The sequence below is a fragment of the Microbacterium sp. Au-Mic1 genome, from assembly GCF_021341785.1.
GTDB lineage: Bacteria > Actinomycetota > Actinomycetes > Actinomycetales > Microbacteriaceae > Microbacterium.
Genome location: NZ_JAJTTF010000014.1, coordinates 45481 through 63893, shown reverse-complemented (window position 1 = coordinate 63893; position 18413 = coordinate 45481). Strand labels below are relative to the sequence as shown.

The 18413-nt window shown below is 70.9% G+C and carries 16 protein-coding genes; 12 read left to right on the top strand and 4 right to left on the bottom strand.

What is annotated here, in order from left to right:
- Position 1: 1 nt before the first annotated feature.
- Entirely contained in the window at positions 2 to 688 is a 687-nt protein-coding gene (locus LXM50_RS16575; protein ID WP_233312580.1) for a hypothetical protein, read from the bottom strand.
- Positions 689 to 840: 152 nt separating this feature from the next.
- Between LXM50_RS16575 and LXM50_RS16570 the strand changes: the two genes are divergently transcribed.
- The 3 genes from LXM50_RS16570 (at position 841) to LXM50_RS16560 (ending at position 5187) form a co-directional block, all read left to right on the top strand.
- Positions 841 to 1425, top strand: a complete 585-nt coding sequence (locus tag LXM50_RS16570; RefSeq protein ID WP_233312579.1) for a TetR/AcrR family transcriptional regulator — start codon at positions 841 to 843, stop codon at positions 1423 to 1425.
- Between the two features lie 226 nt (positions 1426 to 1651).
- Positions 1652 to 3652 (top strand): primary-amine oxidase, encoded by a 2001-nt coding sequence (locus LXM50_RS16565; RefSeq protein ID WP_233312578.1) that lies wholly within the window; start codon positions 1652 to 1654, stop codon positions 3650 to 3652.
- 143 nt (positions 3653 to 3795) lie between these two features.
- Positions 3796 to 5187, top strand: coding sequence for an MFS transporter (locus tag LXM50_RS16560; RefSeq protein ID WP_233312577.1), 1392 nt, complete (start codon positions 3796 to 3798; stop codon positions 5185 to 5187).
- Here LXM50_RS16560 and LXM50_RS16555 read toward each other — a convergent pair.
- Positions 5165 to 6178, bottom strand: a complete 1014-nt coding sequence (locus LXM50_RS16555) for a DMT family transporter (RefSeq protein ID WP_233312576.1) — start codon at positions 6176 to 6178, stop codon at positions 5165 to 5167. The genes LXM50_RS16560 and LXM50_RS16555 overlap by 23 nt on opposite strands.
- Here LXM50_RS16555 and LXM50_RS16550 point away from each other — a divergent pair.
- Entirely contained in the window at positions 6177 to 7577 is a 1401-nt protein-coding gene (locus tag LXM50_RS16550) for a PLP-dependent aminotransferase family protein (protein ID WP_233312575.1), read from the top strand. The two genes, LXM50_RS16555 and LXM50_RS16550, sit on opposite strands and share 2 nt — an antisense overlap.
- Positions 7578 to 7627: 50 nt before the next feature.
- Here the strand turns inward: LXM50_RS16550 and LXM50_RS16545 are convergent, their stop codons facing one another.
- The gene (locus tag LXM50_RS16545) at positions 7628 to 8557 is read right to left on the bottom strand and encodes a LysR family transcriptional regulator (RefSeq protein ID WP_233312574.1); all 930 of its coding nucleotides are present in this window, start codon (positions 8555 to 8557) and stop codon (positions 7628 to 7630) included.
- 77 nt (positions 8558 to 8634) lie between these two features.
- Between LXM50_RS16545 and LXM50_RS16540 the strand changes: the two genes are divergently transcribed.
- Both LXM50_RS16540 and LXM50_RS16535 read left to right on the top strand, forming a co-directional pair.
- Positions 8635 to 10401: an L-aspartate oxidase gene (locus tag LXM50_RS16540; protein WP_233312573.1), complete on the top strand. Its 1767-nt coding sequence runs from the start codon at positions 8635 to 8637 to the stop codon at positions 10399 to 10401.
- Between the two features lie 148 nt (positions 10402 to 10549).
- Positions 10550 to 11506: a helix-turn-helix domain-containing protein gene (locus LXM50_RS16535; RefSeq protein ID WP_233312572.1), complete on the top strand. Its 957-nt coding sequence runs from the start codon at positions 10550 to 10552 to the stop codon at positions 11504 to 11506.
- A gap of 33 nt (positions 11507 to 11539) precedes the next feature.
- On the opposite strand, the gene LXM50_RS16530 is transcribed toward LXM50_RS16535, so the two are convergent.
- Complete coding sequence (locus tag LXM50_RS16530; RefSeq protein WP_233312571.1) at positions 11540 to 12103, bottom strand: dihydrofolate reductase family protein; 564 nt, start codon at positions 12101 to 12103, stop codon at positions 11540 to 11542.
- A 187-nt stretch (positions 12104 to 12290) separates the two neighbouring features.
- Here LXM50_RS16530 and LXM50_RS16525 point away from each other — a divergent pair, with 187 nt between their 5' ends.
- From LXM50_RS16525 to LXM50_RS16500, 6 genes are all read left to right on the top strand, one after another.
- Complete coding sequence (locus tag LXM50_RS16525) at positions 12291 to 13103, top strand: MoaF C-terminal domain-containing protein (RefSeq protein WP_233312570.1); 813 nt, start codon at positions 12291 to 12293, stop codon at positions 13101 to 13103.
- Between the two features lie 82 nt (positions 13104 to 13185).
- Positions 13186 to 13575, top strand: a complete 390-nt coding sequence (locus LXM50_RS16520) for a nuclear transport factor 2 family protein (protein WP_233312569.1) — start codon at positions 13186 to 13188, stop codon at positions 13573 to 13575.
- 119 nt (positions 13576 to 13694) lie between these two features.
- The gene (locus LXM50_RS16515; RefSeq protein ID WP_233312568.1) at positions 13695 to 14867 is read left to right on the top strand and encodes an ABC transporter substrate-binding protein; all 1173 of its coding nucleotides are present in this window, start codon (positions 13695 to 13697) and stop codon (positions 14865 to 14867) included.
- 134 nt (positions 14868 to 15001) lie between these two features.
- Entirely contained in the window at positions 15002 to 15862 is an 861-nt protein-coding gene (locus LXM50_RS16510; protein ID WP_233312567.1) for a branched-chain amino acid ABC transporter permease, read from the top strand.
- Complete coding sequence (locus tag LXM50_RS16505; protein WP_233312566.1) at positions 15849 to 17660, top strand: ATP-binding cassette domain-containing protein; 1812 nt, start codon at positions 15849 to 15851, stop codon at positions 17658 to 17660. Before LXM50_RS16510 ends, LXM50_RS16505 begins: the two co-directional genes overlap by 14 nt.
- Complete coding sequence (locus LXM50_RS16500) at positions 17657 to 18349, top strand: ABC transporter ATP-binding protein (RefSeq protein ID WP_233312565.1); 693 nt, start codon at positions 17657 to 17659, stop codon at positions 18347 to 18349. The genes LXM50_RS16505 and LXM50_RS16500 overlap by 4 nt, the downstream gene beginning before the upstream one ends.
- Positions 18350 to 18413 lie beyond the last annotated feature (64 nt).

The window sequence follows — 18413 nt, the reverse complement described above, 5'->3', positions numbered from 1 at the left end:
CTCAGATCACGAGCACCATCGCGCCCATCACGACCATGGACACCGCCATCGCCGCGCCCTCCGCCTCGAGCAGGATCCACCCGTTGAGCACCCCGCTCCCCCGCGTCACCGCCCGACCGGAAGACGCGCCACCGGCGGCGACAGCCACGACGCGCGCTGTCGCGCGAGCACCGACCGCTGCGGCACGGCCGAGAACCGCGCGGTGCCGCACCCGCGCGACGAGCATGAGCCCGAGCAGCACGGCGACTGCGGCCGCCGCCACCACGGACAGCGGCACGATCCCGCCGTGACCGGCATGCCCCGGGCCCGCGGCCGTCGCCGCGGCGACGCCGCCGGTCGAGCCCGGATTCGCGCCCGTGACGACCTCGGTGCGCAGCATCGCCAGAGCGCATACCGCCATCACCACGCCGCCGAGCGCGCGGTGGAAGCAGGCGTCGGCGTGCGTCCGCCCGCGTGTTCCCGCCACGCCCAGCATCGCGGAGACGATCCCCGAGACCGCGACCAGCAGCGGGATGCGGGCGTCGTGGCCGCCCGCACACAAGGCGACCATGCCGAGGGCCATCACCACGGCGCTCTGCCGCGCCTGCCACGGCACCGCGCTGGGCACGACGCGCCCGGCACCGAGGCAGCACGCCGCCGCCGCGATCGCGGATCCGATCATCAGCACCGTCGCTGCCGTGTGGAGCATCCGAACAGTGTTATTGATCGAACGCTCAAAAACAATACCCCCGGGAGGCATCCGGATCTCGGCGACCGATCGGGGACCGGGGGCGCCGGATCCCATCCGCGCGCCACCGGATGCGCGGACGGCCATCGCGGAATCTGCGCCAGGATGGACGCATGCCCAGAGTCGTCGATCACGATGCGCGCCGGCGCGACATCGCCGCGGCGCTGCTGGCCGTCGCCGCCCGCGACGGCCACGACGGGGTGAACTCGCGGGCCGTGGCGCGCGAGCTGGGCGTCGCCGTCGGGTCCCTGTGGCACTACTTCGACGGCTTCGACGACGTGATCCGCGCCGCAGCGGCCGAAGTCACCCGCCGTACCGAGGAGCGGATCCGCACGGCGACCGAAGGCCTGCGCGGGCTCGCACGCCTGGAGGCGATCATGCGCGAGGTGCTACCGGTCGACGCCACCACGCGCACCGAAGCGCATGTCGTGGTGGGGTTCTGGGGGCGCCTCGCCTCGATCGCGCCCACCGCCGAGGCGTCCGCTCCGACGATCCCGCTCTGGCGCACGGAGACCTCCGAAGCACTCGAACAGGCCGTCGCCGACGGCGAACTGCGGGCGGACACTCCACTCGACGACGTGCTGGCACTCCTGCGCGCGATCACGTACGGGCAGCAGATCGTCGAGGTCGCCGAGCCGGCGGACGCCGCCACGCACCTGCGCGTGCTCGCCGCGATCCTGCACCCCTGGCGCACCTGAGGGCCCACAGCCACCCCACGCCGTGTCACGATCGGCGCACTCCGCGACGATCAGCACAGGAATGGCGCCGATCCGTGTGCTGATCGCCACACGCTGCGCCGATCGTCACACGCTGCACCCCGTGACGGCGCGCGGATCCGCCCGTTGCGCCCGCGCCCCTGCGCGGCCTATCATCGAGCCAACCCGTTTCTTGAGCAATCGCTCAACTAAACCGCAGAGGTCGACGATGCCCCACCACGCCCCGCAGCCGATCACGCTCGACGCCATCCCGACGCCGCATCCGCTGGATCCCCTCACCGGGCCCGAGATCGCCGCCGCCCGCGCGATCCTCGCATCAGCGGGCCTGCTCGGCGACACCGTGCGCGTGCCGATGCTGCTGCCGGACGAGCCGACGCGGGCCGAGCTCGCCGCCTGGGCACCCGGCGCCCCGATCGACCGCCGCATCGACGCCACCCTGCTCGAGACCACGACCGGCGTCGCGACCGAGGTCGTGGTCTCGATCACCCGCGGCGAGGTGCTGCGCACCGAACGCGTGCCGAACGACGCCCCGCCCTACGGTCAGCCGCAGTACCTCTTCGAGGAGTACGAGCGCGCCGAGTCCATCGCCAAGGCCTCCCCGGAATGGCGCGCCGCGATGGAGCGCCGTGGACTCGCCGAGCACATCGACCTCGCCTTCTGCGGGCCGCTCGCCCCGGGCTACACGGGCCGCGCCGACGAGGTCGGGCGCCGGGTGATCCGATCGCTCACGTTCCTGCGCTACGACGAGAACGACTCGCCCTGGGCGCACCCGGTCGAGGGGCTCATCGTGCACATCGACCTCACGTCGAACAGCGTGATCCGCGTCGAGGACATCGGCGACGTCCCCGTGCCCGCCGGACACGGCAACTACTACCCCGAGGTGCAGGGCGAGGCGCGCACGTCCCTCAAGCCGATCGAGATCGTCCAGCCCGAGGGGCCGAGCTTCTCCGTGACCGGATCCCTCGTCGAGTGGGAGAACTGGTCGATGCGGGTGAGCTTCAACGCCCGCGAGGGCCTCGTGCTGCACGACGTGACGTTCGACGGCCGGCCGGTGCTGAACCGTGCGAGCGTGCCGGAGATGGTCGTCCCCTACGGCGACACCGCACCGGGTCGCTTCTGGATCAGCTACTTCGACGCCGGCGAATACCTGCTCGGCAAGAACGCGAACCACCTCGAGCTCGGCTGCGACTGCCTCGGCGTGATCCGCTACCTGGACGGCTATGTCGCCGACGACCAGGGGCACCCGGTGCGGATCCCGAACGTCATCTGCATGCACGAGGAGGACACCGGGATCCTCTGGAAGCATACGAATCTCGAGGGCCGCTCCGATGTGCGCCGGGCGCGCCGCTTCGTCGTCTCGTACTTCTCCACGATCGGCAACTACGACTACGGCTTCTACTGGAACTTCGGCCTGGACGGCACGATCGAGGTGATCGCGAAGGCCACGGGCATCGTGTTCGTGGGCGCCGGCGAACCCGGTGTCCCGCAGCGTCACGCCACCGAGCTCGCCCCCGGCGTGTTCGCCCCCGTGCACCAGCACCTGTTCTGCGCGCGGCTGGACGTCGCGGTCGACGGATCCGACAACCGTCTCGTCGAGGTCGACGCGCAGCGCGTGCCGATGGGCCCGGAGAACCCGTTCGGCAACGCGTTCAGCTGGACCGAGACCGCGCTCGGCTCCGAGTCCGCGGCGCAGCGCGACGCCGACACCTCGGTCGCCCGGGTCTGGGAGGTGCAGAGCGCCTCGCACACGAACGCCGTAGGCCGCGCGACCGCGTATCAGCTCGTGCCGCAGCCGACCGCGCTGCTCATGGCGGACCCGGCCTCCTCGGTCGCGGCGCGCGCGGCGTTCGCGACAAAGCACCTCTGGGCCACCGCGCACCGCGAAGGCGAGCTGTGGCCCGCCGGCCGCTATCCGAACGCGCACCAGGGCGGGTCAGGCCTTCCCGAGTACTCCGCGGGCGACGCGCCCCTGGACGGCCCTGATGGCGCCGACCTCGTGCTCTGGCACACGTTCGGACTCACGCACTTCCCGCGCCCCGAGGACTGGCCGATCATGCCCGTCGACACCGCCGGCTTCGCGTTCCGCCCGTACGGCTTCCTCGATCAGAACCCCGGCATGGACGTGCCCGAGTCTTCGCAGGCGCACGCCGCGACCGGATCCGGATCCGCCTGCTGCGGCGGCGGTGACGCCTGCACCTGCGGTCACTGACCCCCACTTTCGAGTCGTCCCCGCCAGCGCACGCCACAGGCCCCGCTGACGGGGACGACACAGGAACGGGAATACCCCCGGGGGGTATTCCCGTTGGCTCCTTTCACGACGCCCGACCGGGTGTCCCGTCGAAAGGTCGCCCCGTGTCCACCACCACCCCCTCCGTCGCCCGCGCACGCACTGCGCCACGCGGCCTCGCCCTGTCGCTCATCGCAGCGGCGCAGTTCGTCGTGATCATGGACACGTCGATCATCGGCGTCGCGCTGCCGGACATCCGTCGCGACCTCGGCTTCTCCCCCGACGCGCTGTCCTGGGTCTTCAACGCCTACGTGATCGCCTTCGGCGGGCTGCTCCTGCTCGGCGGGCGTCTCGCGGATCTCTTCGGCGCGCGGAGGATGTTCACGACCGGATGGGTGCTCCTCCTCGCCGGATCCGTGGCCGCAGGGCTGGCGGGGAATCCCGCGATCGAGATCACCGCGCGAGCCGTGCAGGGCGCCGGTGCGGCACTCATCGCGCCGGCGGCGCTGACGCTGCTCATGGCGACCTTCGGCGGCACCCCGCACCTGCCCCGGGCGTTCGCGGTCTATGGGGCGGCGGCACCCATCGGCGGTACGGCCGGCGTCTTCCTCGGCGGCGTGCTGACCGAGTACCTCGGCTGGCCGTGGGTCTTCTACGTCACGGTGCCGATCGCGCTCGTCATCCTCGCACTGACTCCTCGCGCGTTCGGGCCCTCGCCGCGCAGCACCGGCCGCATCGACATCCTCGGCGCCGTGACCGGCACGACCGGCCTCGCGCTCACCGTCTTCGCGGTCGTCCGCGCTCCGGAAGCCGGCTGGGCCGAAGCCGTCACGATCGCTCCACTCGCCGTAGGCGTGGCCCTCCTCATCGCCTTCGCGATCCGCCAGCTCCGCGCGGCGGAGCCGCTGCTGCGCCCCGGCCTGCTGCGGACGCCCCTGCTCGGTGGCGCCAACCTCGCCCAGCTGCTGCTCGGCGGCGCCTGGATCCCCATGTGGTTCTTCCTGAACCTGCACCTGCAGAACGTGCTGGGTGCCTCCGCGTTCGCCGCCGGTGCCGCGTTGATCCCGATGACGGCTCTCATCGTGGTCGGGATGACCGTCGTCGCCCCGCGCCTCGCCGCTCGCTGGGGAACGCTGCCCATGGTGACGATCGGGTTCGCGCTGCTCGCAGTCGGAGCCCTGTGGCTGTCCTTCGCACGCCCCGGCGGTTCGTACCTCGTCGACGTGCTGCCGGCTTCGCTCGTCGCGGCGGCCGGCATGGCCTTCGCCTTCGTGCCGTCACTCAGCACGGCGATCGCGAGTGCCCCCGTCGCGGAGTCGGGCGTCGCCTCGGGGCTCGTCAACACGAGCTATCAGGTCGGCTCAGCACTGGGCCTCGCGGTGCTGTCCGCGGTGTCGAGCTCCGTCGGCGCCGCGAACGGCGAGGCATCCGGGTTCTCGGCGGCGTTCGCCGGTGCCGCCGCCGTTGCGGCCGCTGGCGCGATCGCCGCGCCACTCACCCTGCGCCCCCGGCGCTGACATCTCGCTCCGGGCCCTCCTCCCTCCGCGTCGCCCGCCTCCCTGGCCCTGGCCCTGGCCCTGGCCGACGGTGACCACGCGGAGGGAGGCGGGTGCGCACGGCGAGTCCGGCGCACAGGATGACGGCGAGTCCGCCGAGGATGGTCGCCCAGCCGAGTTGCTCGTGCAGCAGGAGCCCTGCCCAGAGGATGCTCAGCACGGGCTGCACCAGCTGGATCTGGCTCACCTGCGCCATGGGCCCGATCGCGAGACCCCGGTACCAGGCGAAGAAGCCGAGGAACATGCTCACCACGGCGAGATAGGCGAAGGCGAGCCACTGCACCGGCGTGGCCTGCAGCGGTTCGCCCGCGAGCGCGACCGACGCGAGCGCGATCATGACCGGCGCCGACAGCACGAGCGCCCACGACACGGTCTGCCACGCGCCGAGTTCCCGCGCGAGCAGCCCGCCCTCCGCGTAGCCGACCGCGGCGGCGAGCACGGCGCCGAACAGCAGCAGATCGGACGGATGGAGTTCGCCGAGCCCGCCGTTCTGCAGCGCCGCGAAGGCGACGGCGACGACCGCTCCCAGCGCGGCGAAGAGCCAGAACGAACACGCAGGGCGCTCCCCCGTGCGCAGCACCGCGGCGACGGCGGTCGCGGCGGGGAGCAACCCGATGACGACCGCACCGTGGCTTGCCGGCGCCGTCGTGAGCGCGAAGGAGGTGAGCAGCGGGAACCCCGCCACGACGCCACCCGCGACGATGGCGAGCCTGAGCCACTGCGCTGTCGTCGGCGGCTTCTGCCGGGTGAGGGCGAGGGCGAACCCCGCGAGGACGGCGGCCACGACGGCCCGGCCGGATCCGATGAACAGCGGCGGCAGACCGCCGACGGCGACCCGCGTGAACGGCACGGTGAACGAGAAGGCCACGACGCCGAGAAGACCCCAGCCGAGTCCCGCACGGGCAGATAGCGCTTGGTGCGGCGCCTCGATAACGCTACTCTGGTCCTTCATGAGTCAGGATAGCACCGAGCGTATCGTCGCTGCGCTGCGCGCCTGGATCGCTCGGGCCGCCCCCGGCGCGCGGCTGCCCTCGAATCGCGCGCTCATGGCACAGCATGGGGCGAGCCCGGTGACCGTGCAGAAGGCGATGCGCCGGCTCTCCGCGCTCGGCCTGATCGAGTCCCGTCCCGGAGTCGGGACCTTCACCCTGGCCGTGCGAACGGCGCGTGCCGCGGACTACGGCTGGCAGACCGCAGCCCTCGGCACTCCGCCGTCGCGGATGCCCGTGCTGTCCTCGACCCAGCGCACGGCGGCCCCCGATGCGATCGCACTGCACTCCGGATATCCGGCGCCGGAGCTGCTCCCCGAACGCCTGGTGCGCCAGGCGCTCACCCGCGCCGCGCGCCTGGATGCGGCGGTGCTGCGCTCTCCGGCCGCCGGATCCGCCGATCTGCAGGCGTGGTTCGCGGGAGAGCTGGCCTCGGCGGCCCCGGTCGGGGTCACCCCGGCGTCCGCCCGCGACGCCCTCATCATCTCCGGCAGCCAGAGCGGGCTCAGCTCGATCTTCCGCGCCGTGGTCGGCGTCGGCCAGCCGCTCCTGATCGAGTCGCCCACCTACTGGGGAGCGATCCTCGCAGCGGCGCAGGCGGGGGTCGATCTGATCCCCGTCCCCGCCGGTCCCGACGGCCCGGATCCGGATGCCGTCGAGCGGGCGTTCGTCGAGACCGGCGCCCGCGGGTTCTACGCCCAGCCGGCGTTCGCGAACCCGACCGGTGCGGTGTGGCCCGCGACCACGAGGATCGCCGTGCTCGAGATCGTGCGGCGGCACGGCGCGTTCCTCATCGAGGACGACTGGGCGCACGACCTCGGGATCGACGCAGACCCGCGCCCGATCGCCGCCCAGGACGACGACGGGCACGTGATCTACCTGCGCTCGCTGACCAAGAGCGTGTCCCCCGCACTGCGGGTCGCAGCGGTCATCGCCCGCGGACCTGCGCGGGACCGGATCCTGGCCGATCGTGCGGCGGAATCGATGTACGTCAGCGGGTTGCTGCAGGCGGCGGCGCTCGACGTCGTCACGCAACCCGCATGGCGCACCCACCTGCGCGGACTGCGGGAGCAGCTGCGCGCACGCCGGGATCTGCTCCTGGATGCGCTCCACGAGCACGCCCCGACGGCGACCGTCGAGACGGTGCCGCGCGGCGGCCTCAATCTGTGGGTGCGCCTGCCCGAGGGGAACGACGCGGAGCAGGTGGTGCGCGACTGCGCCGCCCGCGGGGTGATCCTCGCGCCGGGATCCGAATGGTTCCCGGCCGAGCCGTCCGGAGCGTTCGTCCGTCTCAACTACTCCGGCGAGAGCCCGGACCGCTTCCCCGAGGCCGCGAGGGCGCTCGGAGACGTGCTCTCCTGATCCTGACGCGCTCACTCGCTTCCCGAGCGAGCGCGGCGAGACGAAGGACGTCAGACTGCCTTCGCGACGAAGCCGCCGGATCCGACGAGCGCGTCGGCGGTGGCGATGATCGTGTCGCGGAGAGCCGCGGCGGCGCGCGTCGGCGCCATGTCGGCCCGGTGCGCCAGGCTCACCGTGCGCGTGAGCTTGGGCGAGGCCATTGGCACCGCGCGCAGCCCCGGCCGGTCGAGCGCGACCATGGCCGGGACGACGGCGACGCCCACCCCGCGCTCCACGAAGCGCAGCACGGTGTCCATCTCCGGCCCCTCCACGACCACCTCCGCGGTCAGTCCCGATCCGGCGAACGCCGCGTCGGTCGCGGCGCGCAGTTCATAGCTGCGCGGGAAGGCGATGAGCGGCAGATCCGCGACCGCGGCGAGCGCGATCGCCTGGCCGTGACTCACCGGCGACTGCGCGGCGGACGAGATCACCACGAGGTCCTCCTCCAGCAAGGCCGTGCGCGTGAGGCTCACCGGCGAGGCCGCCGCCGCATCCGACGAGGCCAGCAGCGCGAGATCGAGCATGCCTTCGGCGAGCGCCGCGACGAGCCCCCGCGAGCCGCGCTCGGTGATCTCCAGCTCGATCCCGGGGTGCGCGGCACGGAAGGCGCCGACGACCTCCGGCACGATGCTCGCGCACAACGACGGCGGCGCGCCCAGACGCACCCGCCCGCGACGCAGCCCCGCGATCTCGGCCATCTCGCGACGCACCGAGGCGGCATCGGCGAGCATGCGGCGGGCATACGGCAGCAGCACCTCACCCGCAGCGGTGAGCGAGATGTGCCCCCTCGCGCGATGGAACAGCTCGGATCCGAGCTCCCGTTCCAGGGTCGAGATCTGCCGACTCAGGGAGGGCTGCGCGAGATGCAGCTCCTCCGCGGCACGGGTGAAGTTGCCGAGCCGGGCGATCTCGACGAATCCGCGGAGCTGCTCGAGGTTCATGACCATAGCCTAGAGGCATTCAGACCAGCAGAATTATGCATTGGAGTAATGATCGGGAGATTCCTAGCGTGGACGTCATGACTGAGAACTCCCCCCGCGAACGCCTCGTCTCAACGACCGTGCTCGTGATCGGCACCGGCGGATCCGGCCTGCGTGCGGCCATCGAGGTCGCCGAGCAGGGCGTCGACGTGCTGGCCGTCGGCAAGCGCCCGCGCCACGACGCGCACACGTCCCTCGCCGCCGGCGGCATCAATGCCGCCCTCGGCACCATGGACCCGCAGGACAGCTGGCAGCAGCACGCCGCGGACACCATCAAGGAGAGCTACCTCCTCGCCGACCCGCGCACGGTCGAGATCGTCACGCGAGGAGCCGAGGAGGGCATCCGCGACCTCGAGCGCTACGGCATGGGCTTCGCCCGCGAGGACGACGGCCGCATCTCGCAGCGGTTCTTCGGCGCGCACACGTTCCGGCGCACCGCCTTCGCCGGCGACTACACGGGCCTGGAGATCCAGCGCGCCCTCACCGGCCGCGCCGAGCAGCTCGAGATCCCGATCCTCGACACCGTCTACATCACGCGCCTGCTCGTCGAGGACGTCGCCGGACCCGACGGCGGCACCATCCCGCGGATCTTCGGCGCCTACGGCTTCGACCTCGTCGACGGGACCCGCTACCTCATCCACGCCGACGCCGTGATCCTCGCCGCGGGCGGGCACAACCGCATCTGGCGGCGCACGTCGTCTCGCCGCGACGAGAACACCGGCGACTCCTTCCGCCTCGCCGTCGAGGCGGGCGGGCGGATCCGCGACCCCGAGCTCGTGCAGTTCCACCCCTCGGGGATCATCGAGCCGGAGAGCGAGGCGGGCACGCTCGTGTCGGAGGCCGCGCGCGGCGAGGGCGGCATCCTGCGCAATGCGCTCGGAGAGCGGTTCATGCAGAAGTACGATCCGGAGCGGATGGAGCTGTCCACCCGCGACCGCGTGGCGCTGGCGGCCTACACCGAGATCGCCGAGGGCCGCGGCACCCCGAACGGCGGCGTGTGGCTCGACGTCTCCCATCTGCCCCGCGAGACGATCATGACCCGCCTGCCGCGCGTGTATCAGACGATGCTCGAGCTGCAGATGCTCGACATCACGAAGGACCCGATCGAGATCGCGCCGACCGCGCACTACTCGATGGGCGGCGTCTGGGTGCGCCCGGAGGATCACCGCACCGATGTGGACGGGCTCTACGCGATCGGCGAGGCGTCGTCCGGCCTGCACGGCGCGAACCGGCTGGGAGGCAACTCGCTCATCGAGCTGCTCGTGTTCGGCCGGATCACGGGCCGCGCCGCGATCGCGCACGCCTACGGCCTCGACGCCCAGCACCGCTCGACCGATGCCGTGCGTCGCGCCAGGGCCGAGATCGACGACCTGCTGGCCGCCGACGGCCCGGAGAACGTGCGCGCCCTGCAGCGTGCGATCCGCGACACCATGACCGCGCACGCCGGCGTGGTCCGGGACGAGGAGGGCCTGCGCGCCGGCCTCGCCGAGCTCGATGCGATCGAGGAGCGGATGACGCGGATCGGGATCCACCCCGACATCGCCGGGTTCCAGGACCTCGCGCATGCCTTCGACCTGCGCTCCTCGGCGCTCGCGGCGCGGGCGACCGTCGAGGCGGCCCTCGAGCGCCGCGAGACCCGCGGCTGTCACAACCGCAGCGACTACCCCGACATGGATCCGGCTCTGCAGGTGAACCTGGTGTGGTCGCCGTCCACGGGCGTGGTGCGCGAGGAGATCCCGCCGATCCCTGCAGAGATCGACGCTCTGATCCGCGAGGTCGACACGGCGGGCAAGCTCGTCGAGTAGGCCCCACGACGGGCTCCGCGGCCCCGGGTGCACCGCCTGCTGCAGACTGTGCACCCGGGGGCGCCTCGTCCCCGGTGGTGGTAGAGTGCCTCAACGGATCGTATACAAAGTCGTCGATCCACCCTTCATCTTCCCGAGGTGATCAGTCGTGGCCGCCATTCCCGTCGCTCCCGCAGAGTCCGTCTCGACGCTCGTCGCGCGCAACATCAGCGAGTTCCGCTCCGCCGTGTCCGACTCGTTCGTCCCCCTGCAGGTGAGCGGCGAGGGATCCGCGCCGTTCCGCGGCCTGATCCGCGGCGCTGCCGTCGACGAGGTGCACGTCACCGACCTGCGCGCCTCGCGCCACGTCGTGGAGCGCACTCCCGAGCTCATCGCCCGCGGCGACCGTTCGTACTTCAAGGTGAGCCTGATGCTGGCCGGGACCGGCCTGCTCATCCAGGACGACCGGGAGGCCGTGCTCACCCCCGGCGACCTCGCCGTCTACGACACCGACCGGCCGTACTCGCTCGTGTTCGACGAGGACTTCCGCACCATGGTCGTGATGTTCCCGAAGCATCTGCTGAGCCTGCCGCCGGAGATGATCGGGCAGCTCACCGCCGTGCGCATCTCGGGCCAGGAGGGCTTGGGCGGCATGGTCGTGCCCTATCTGCGTCAGCTCGCGACCAACCTCGACCAGCTGGCCGGCGCGACCGGTGCGCGCCTCGCGCACAGTGCCCTCGACCTCGTCTCCACGGTGTTCACCCGCGAGCTCGGCCTCGACGAGGCGGCGGCCGACCCGCACCGCGCGCTCATGCAGCGCATCCGCGGTCACATCGACCGCAACCTCGCGTCGACCGATCTGGGACCCACCTCCATCGCGGCCGCGCATTTCATCTCCACCCGGCACCTGCACGGCCTGTTCCAGGAGCAGGGCACGACCGTGTCGACCTGGATCCGCACCCGTCGGCTCGAGCAGTGCCGCCGCGATCTGCTGGATCCGATCCTCGCCGACCGCCCCGTCGCGGCGATCGCCGCCCGCTGGGGTTTCGTCGACGCCGCACACTTCAGCCGCGCGTTCAAGACCGCCTACGCCGTCTCCCCGAGCGAGTACCGCGCCACGCACTGAGACCGCTGCCCCTTCCGTGCGCGGCATCCCCTCTCAGGCCGGCACGTAGCGCAGCTCGAGGACGCCGCTCGGGTACGGCGTGCTCTGCACGAGCCGCAGCCGCACAGGCGCAGCCTGGTCCGGGAACAGGGCCGTTCCCGTCCCGGCCGCCGCGGGAAGCACCCAGAGCCGGTACTCGTCCACGACCCCGGCGGCGATCAGCGCGCGCTGGAACGAGTCGCCCGCGATCGCGAAGAGGTCCTTGCCGGGCTCGGCCTTGAGCCGCGTGATCTCCTCCGCGAGGTCGCCCGAGGCGATGCTCGCCTCGCCCCACTCATCGACCGAGGTGAGCGTGTGCGAGAAGACCACCTTCGGGATCGCGTTCATCGGAGCCGCGGAGGGATGCTCGGTCACCGGCCAGAACCCCTTCATCGCGTCATACGACGCCCGGCCCATGAGGAAGGCGCCGGCCTCCCACAGCTGCCGGACGTACTCGTCCTCCTGCGCATCGTCGTCGATCGACTCCATCACGCCGCGCATCCCGTTCACCGCATCGACGCTCTTGCCGTCGATCGACACGTAGTAGCTCAGGATCAGCTTCCGCCCGCTCACCGTCATGGATGCAGTCTGATCCTGATACTTGTTTTTTGCAAGTAGATTTTCGAAGTCACCGTCTTGCCCCTGGGGGCACGCCGGTTGACTCTCGGCGCGGGATCGGATCCTGATCGTTGAGGCCGATCGGACACGGGAACAGCATGGTTCCACCCCCGCAGTCCGGCGGGGTCAGGGTCGAAGGAGTCCCAGAGTGTCCGATGATGTGACGATTGCCGATCCGCTCTCCGCGACCGAGGAGGGGCTCGACGAGTGGCGCACCTATGACGAGTTCGCGGCCGGGATCGACACGTACCGACTGCCGAACACCGACCTGGCCGGCACGTCGCTGACCCTCGCGCTCGACGGTGGCGAGACGCTCTCGCTCGAGTTCGACGCCGACGCCGTCACCTGGACCGGTCTCGGCGCCTCCGGCACCGACCCGTACGATGCGGTATCCGTGCGCGACGATGTCGTGTTCGTGAACCTGCCGCTCGCCTCGCGCGAGCGTGAGGCGCTCACCGTCGTCTACTCGACGACGACGCACCGCGCCACCGTGGTCCGCTCGCGCATCGCCGCCGAGGCGGTCGAGGGCACCCCGCAGGTCGGCCAGGAGTTCTGGGCCGCGACGACCGACGGCGGCGAGCCCACGGGCGAGGCCCCCGGTCCCAGCCGCGATCTCATCGGCAAGCGCAACGTCTACCGCTACAGCCCGCACCACCTGTACGAGCACGTCTACGTCTCCAGCCAGCGCTACGCCTGGCAGTGCCTCGAGGGGGTGCAGCGCGGCCACGGCGACATGGACCTCTCCACGGTGTGGAAGTTCGCCGACGGCCTCTACCTGTTCTGCTTCCGTGAATTCCGGATCGCTGTCGCGAGCGTGTGGCTGCACGACCTCGGCTACCAGCTGATGACGACCGGTGTCTTCCTGGGCCTCAACGGCGAGGGCGCCTCGGAGCACTCCCGCGGCGGCGGCCACATCTACCCGCTCGGCTCGGTCTCCTACCCCGACGCCCAGCCCGTCTGATCCCTGCGATCGCCGTGAGCCGACCCTCGCACCGCGGCCCCACGGCATCCGTCGACCCCGAGAGCACCGAGGAGCATCCGACATGACCAACGCCGACATCATCCGAGCCCACTACGACGCCAGCGACCGCGGCGACGTCGACGGCATGCTCGCGCCGCTGCGTGACGACGTGCGCTGGACGGAGGCGGCGGGATTCCCGTACGCGGGCACATATGTGGGCCCGGATGCCGTGGCCGAGAACGTCTTCTCCCGCCTTCAGGACGACTGGGACGACTACACGCTCGCCGTGGACGAGGTCGTCGATGGCGGCGACACCGTGATCGGCATCGGCACCTACTCCGGCACCTACAAGCGCACCGGACGCTTCTTCGCGGCTCGCGTCGCGCATGTGTGGCGGCTCGAGGACGGCGAGGTCGTGGCCTTCGAGCAGTTCACCGACACCGAGATGGTCTCCCGCGCGATCCGCGACTGAACGCTCACCGCACCATCGCGTCCGCGCACGGCCGCACGCCACGCACAGCATCAGGCATCACCGCACCGACCTGCACCACACCGCGGGGTCCGTCCCGCACCCGAGAAGACAGGAATCACATGAACAAGCGCATCACCGCCGCAGCAGCGCTGCTCGCCGCGGGCATGCTGGCCCTGGCCGGCTGTTCCGGCGACGGCGGATCCGGATCCGGCTCGTCCGACCCGATCGTCGTCGGATCCGTGAACACGATCTCCGGGCCCGCCACGTTCCCCGAGGCGTCCCAGGCGGCCAAGGCCGTGTTCGACAAGTTCAACGCCGACGGCGGCCTGAACGGCCGCAAGATCGATTACAAGGCCCTCGACGACAAGGGCGACCCCGCGACCGCCACCGCGAACGCCCGCGAGATCGTCGGCTCCGACAACGCGGTCGCGATGGTCGGTTCCGCGAGCCTCATCGAGTGCGATCTGAACAAGAAGTACTACGAGCAGGAGGGGATCCTCTCGATCCCCGGCATCGGCGTCGACACGGGCTGCTTCGACAGCAAGAACATCTCGCCGGCCAACGTCGGCCCGTACAACGACATGACCCTGACCCTGCTGTACGGATCGGAGCAGCTCAAGCTCGACAACATCTGCGTGCTGCTCGAGATCGCCGGATCCACCCGCCCGACCTACCAGGCCGCGATCGACAGCTGGACCAAGATCACCGGCAAGAAGCCCCTCTACGTCGACGACACCGTGCCGTACGGCGCGAGCGACTACACGCCCTACATCGTCAAGGCCAAGCAGGCCGGCTGCAAGGCGCTGGCGATCAACCCGGTCGAACCGGACGCGATCGGGCAGGTCAAGGCCGCCAACGCACAGGGCTGGAACGACGTCACCTGGCTCTACCTGACCAGCGTCTACAGCGAGAACTTCGCCAAGGCGATCGACAACGCCGGCGCCGGCATCTACGTCCCTGCGGAGTTCTACCCGTTCACCGAGGAGAACGACGTGAACAAGGACTGGCGCGACCTGATGACGAAGAACAACATCCCGTTGACCTCGTTCAGCCAGGGCGGCTATCTCGCCGCGACCTACTTCATCCAGGCGCTGAAGTCGGTCAAGGGAGACATCACCCGCGAGTCGGTCTCGGAGGCGATCAAGAACATGCCCGCCGTCGACAACAAGATGATCGGCGACCCGTACAAGTTCGGCACGATCCCGACCGCCGGCTGGCCGATCGAGCTCAAGAGCGGCACCCACGCGTGGGAGAAGGTCGCCGACGACTGGTACCGGATCCCGAAGAAGTAGTCATCCCGGGGTCGTTGAGCGAGCACCGGCGGAGCCGGGGCGAGACGAAACGCGGTCTCTCGCGGAGTCGCCGCGTTTCGTCTCGGTCGCCTGCGGCGTCCTCGCTCAACGACCACCCGAAAGGAAGTGGCATCATGCTCGAAGGAGCCCTGGCGGGGCTCGCGGCCGGCGGCCTGTACGCCGTGCTCGGAGTCTGCCTCACCCTCATGGCCCGGCTGGTCCGAGTCGTCAACTTCGCCCAGGCGGCGACCGGCATGTTCGGCGGCTTCTGCGCCGTGTGGCTCGTCACCAAGGCGGGCATGCCGGTGTGGATCGGATCCGTTCTCGGCGTGCTGATCGGCGGCCTGCTCGCCGCTGCGATCGGCTGGATCGCCGCCACGTGGCTCTCCGAGGCTTCCACGACCACCCGCTCGGCGATGACGGTGGGGCCGCTGCTGCTGCTGATCTCGCTCTCGTTCATCCTCTTCGGCAACAAGCCGCAGCCGTTCACGCCGATCATCGCCGGCCCGGCGTTCTCGGTCGGCGGCGTCGTGATCAGCCAGGTGACCGTGTGGACGGTGGGCATGGCTGTCGTCGTCGCGGTCGGTGTGCACTTCCTGCTCACCCGCACCCGGATCGGCACCCAGTTGCGCGCGCTGTCCGAGCGCCCGACCACGGCCGAGCTGCTCGGGATCCGCTCCCGCCCCCTGTCGATCGCGGTCTGGTTCGTGACCGGCGTCATCAGCGCGATCGCGATCGTGATCGTGGCTCCCTCGCAGTCCAACGACGCCACCAGCCTGTCACTGCTGATCATCCCCGCGGCGGCCGCCGCCCTGCTCGGCGGCTTCAAGCGCCTCGACCTCACCGTGGTCGGCGGACTCGTGCTGGGCGTGCTCGGCGGACTCGTCGCACAGATCAACGAGATCTCGCTCGTGCGCAACTTCCTCCCGTTCCTGTTCATCGTGGTCCTGCTGCTGTGGACCCAGCGCAAGGAGGTGTGGGATGCCGCACGCTGAGCCGCTCTCGCCCGCCCGTCCGTCCGTTCCGCTCCTGCAGCGTCCGGTCGTCCGCATCGTCTGGCCCTTCGTCGTCGGTGCGCTGGCGATCCTCGTCGGGCTCCTGCTCTCCAACGCCCTGCCCGGCTACTTCGTCTACCTCGCGATCAGCGCGGTGATCGCCGCCATCGCGATCATGGGCCTCGGGGTCGTCACCGGATCCGCCGGCATGATCGCGCTGTGCCAGCTGACGTTCGCCGCGATCGGCGCCTGGATCGTGGCGCTCATGAACATCTGGCACGCACCGGGCGGCTTCGTCGTGTGGCTCGTGCTCGGAGCCCTCGTCGCGGGCGTCGCCGGCATCCTGGTCGGCCTGCCCGCACTGCGCCTGCGCGGCGTCAACCTCGCGGTCGTCACTCTGGGGTTCGCCGCCGCGGCGGACGTCACCCTCGTGCAGATCCAGTTCCCGGGATCCGCCGAAGCCATCTCGATCGACCGCCCGGCGATGTTCTCGAACGACAAGAAGTTCTTCTTCCTGTCGATCATCGTGCTCGTCGTATGCGCCCTGATCGTGTTCTTCCTGCAGCGCAGCCGCTGGGGCGCGAGCTGGAAGGCCGTCGCGTTCTCCGAGCGCGGCACGGCCGCCGCGGGACAGAGCGTGCAAGTCGCCAAGCTCACCGCGTTCGCGGTGTCGGCCGCTCTCGGCGGTGTGGCCGGAGGCCTGCTGGCGGGCCAGGTGCAGCTGCCGTTCGCGGCGAGCTTCACGCCCCTGCAGTCGCTCGCGCTCTACGTGCTCGCGATCATGAGCGGCGCGCACCTCATCGACATGGCCGTGTTCGGCGGCATCCTGTGGGTGCTGGTGCCGGAGCTGCTCAAGCGCTGGCACATCCCGCAGGACTGGGGCTTCGTGATCTTCGGCGTCCTGGGCGTGCAGGCACTGACGAGCGGTACCAGCCTGGGCCAGGGCATCCGCAACCTCGTCTGGAAGCGGCAGGACCGCCGCACGGCGAACGCGGCGCTCACCGCGCTGCCGCCGGACGCGGCCGACGATGCCGAGCAGATCCGCACCACGACCACGGCCACCCTCGACCCCGCGCTGCTGAGCGGCGAGCCCGTCCTGACCGTGGAGCACCTGACCGTGGAGTTCGGCGCCCTGAAGGCGCTCGACGACGTGTCGTTCTCCGTGCCCGAGGCCTCGATCATGGGCCTCATCGGTCCGAACGGCGCGGGCAAGTCGACCTTCGTCGACGCGATCAGCGGGTTCCTGCCCAAGCACGGCGGACGGGTACTGCTCGGCGGGCGCGACCTCGCCGGCCTTTCCCCCACGCGCCGCGCACGCCTGGGCCTGCGCCGCACGTTCCAGCAGGATCGGGTTCCCCCGCTGCTCACGGTGGGCGGGTACGTGCGCTTCGTCGCCCGGCGCCGACTGTCCGCGGCAGACATCGAGGAGACCCTGGCGTTCTTCGGCTGCCCACCGGCCCGCGCGCGGCTGTCCAGCGTCGATGTCGGCACCCGGCGGCTGGTCGAGGTGGCCGCAGCCCTGCTCTCGAGTCCCCGGCTGCTGATCCTCGACGAACCGGCCGCCGGGCTCTCGCACGATGAGCACCTCGCGCTGGCCGCGCGCCTGAGGGAGCTGCCGCAGCGGTTCGGTGTGGCGCTCATCATCATCGAGCACGATCTCGACCTGGTCCGCTCGGTGTGCCCGATGCTCACCGTGCTGAACTTCGGCAAGGTGCTCGCCACCGGCCCGCAGGACGAGGTGCTCGCCGACCCCGAGGTCGTCAAGGCCTACATGGGAGAGACGGAGCTGCTGTCATGAGCGAACTGGTGCTGGACGGCGTCACGGTCAGCCGCGGCGCGGGACCGGTGATCTCCGACGTGTCGCTCACCGTGCGCGGCGGCGAGGTGCTCGCCCTCGTCGGTCCCAACGGCGCGGGCAAGACGAGCCTCATCGAGTCGATCTCCGGCGTGGTCGGCCATTCCGCCGGCTCGCTCAGTCTCGACGGGGAACGCATCGACAAGCTCTCCCGGGTGTCGCGGGCACGCAAGGGCATCGTGCACATCGAGCAGGGCAGGGCGGTGTTCCCGTCGCTGACGGTGCGCGAGAACCTGTCGCTCACCGCACGCACGCCCGCCGAGCTCGAGGCGGCGCTCGCGCCCTTCCCGGAGCTCGAGAAGCGCATCGACTCCGCGACGGCCCTGCTCTCGGGCGGCGAGCAGCAGATGGTGGTGCTCGCCCGCGCCTTCGCAGCGAAGCCCAAGATCCTGCTCATCGACGAGATGTCGCTCGGTCTCGCGCCCGTCGTGTTCATGCGGCTGGTGCCGATCGTGCAGTCGATCGCGGAGGCCGGCGTGGGAGTGCTGCTCGTGGAGCAGTTCACCCAGCTCGCGCTCGGCATCGCCCGCGAGGCGGTTGTCGTCGCCGGCGGGCACGTGTCGTTCCAGGGCACCGCGGAGGATCTGCAGGCGGATCCGCAGCTGCTGCACCGGGCGTATCTGGGGGGCTAGACGGAGCCGCAGCTGCTGCACCGGGCGTATCCGGGCTGCCAGACGGAGCCGCAGCTGCTGCACC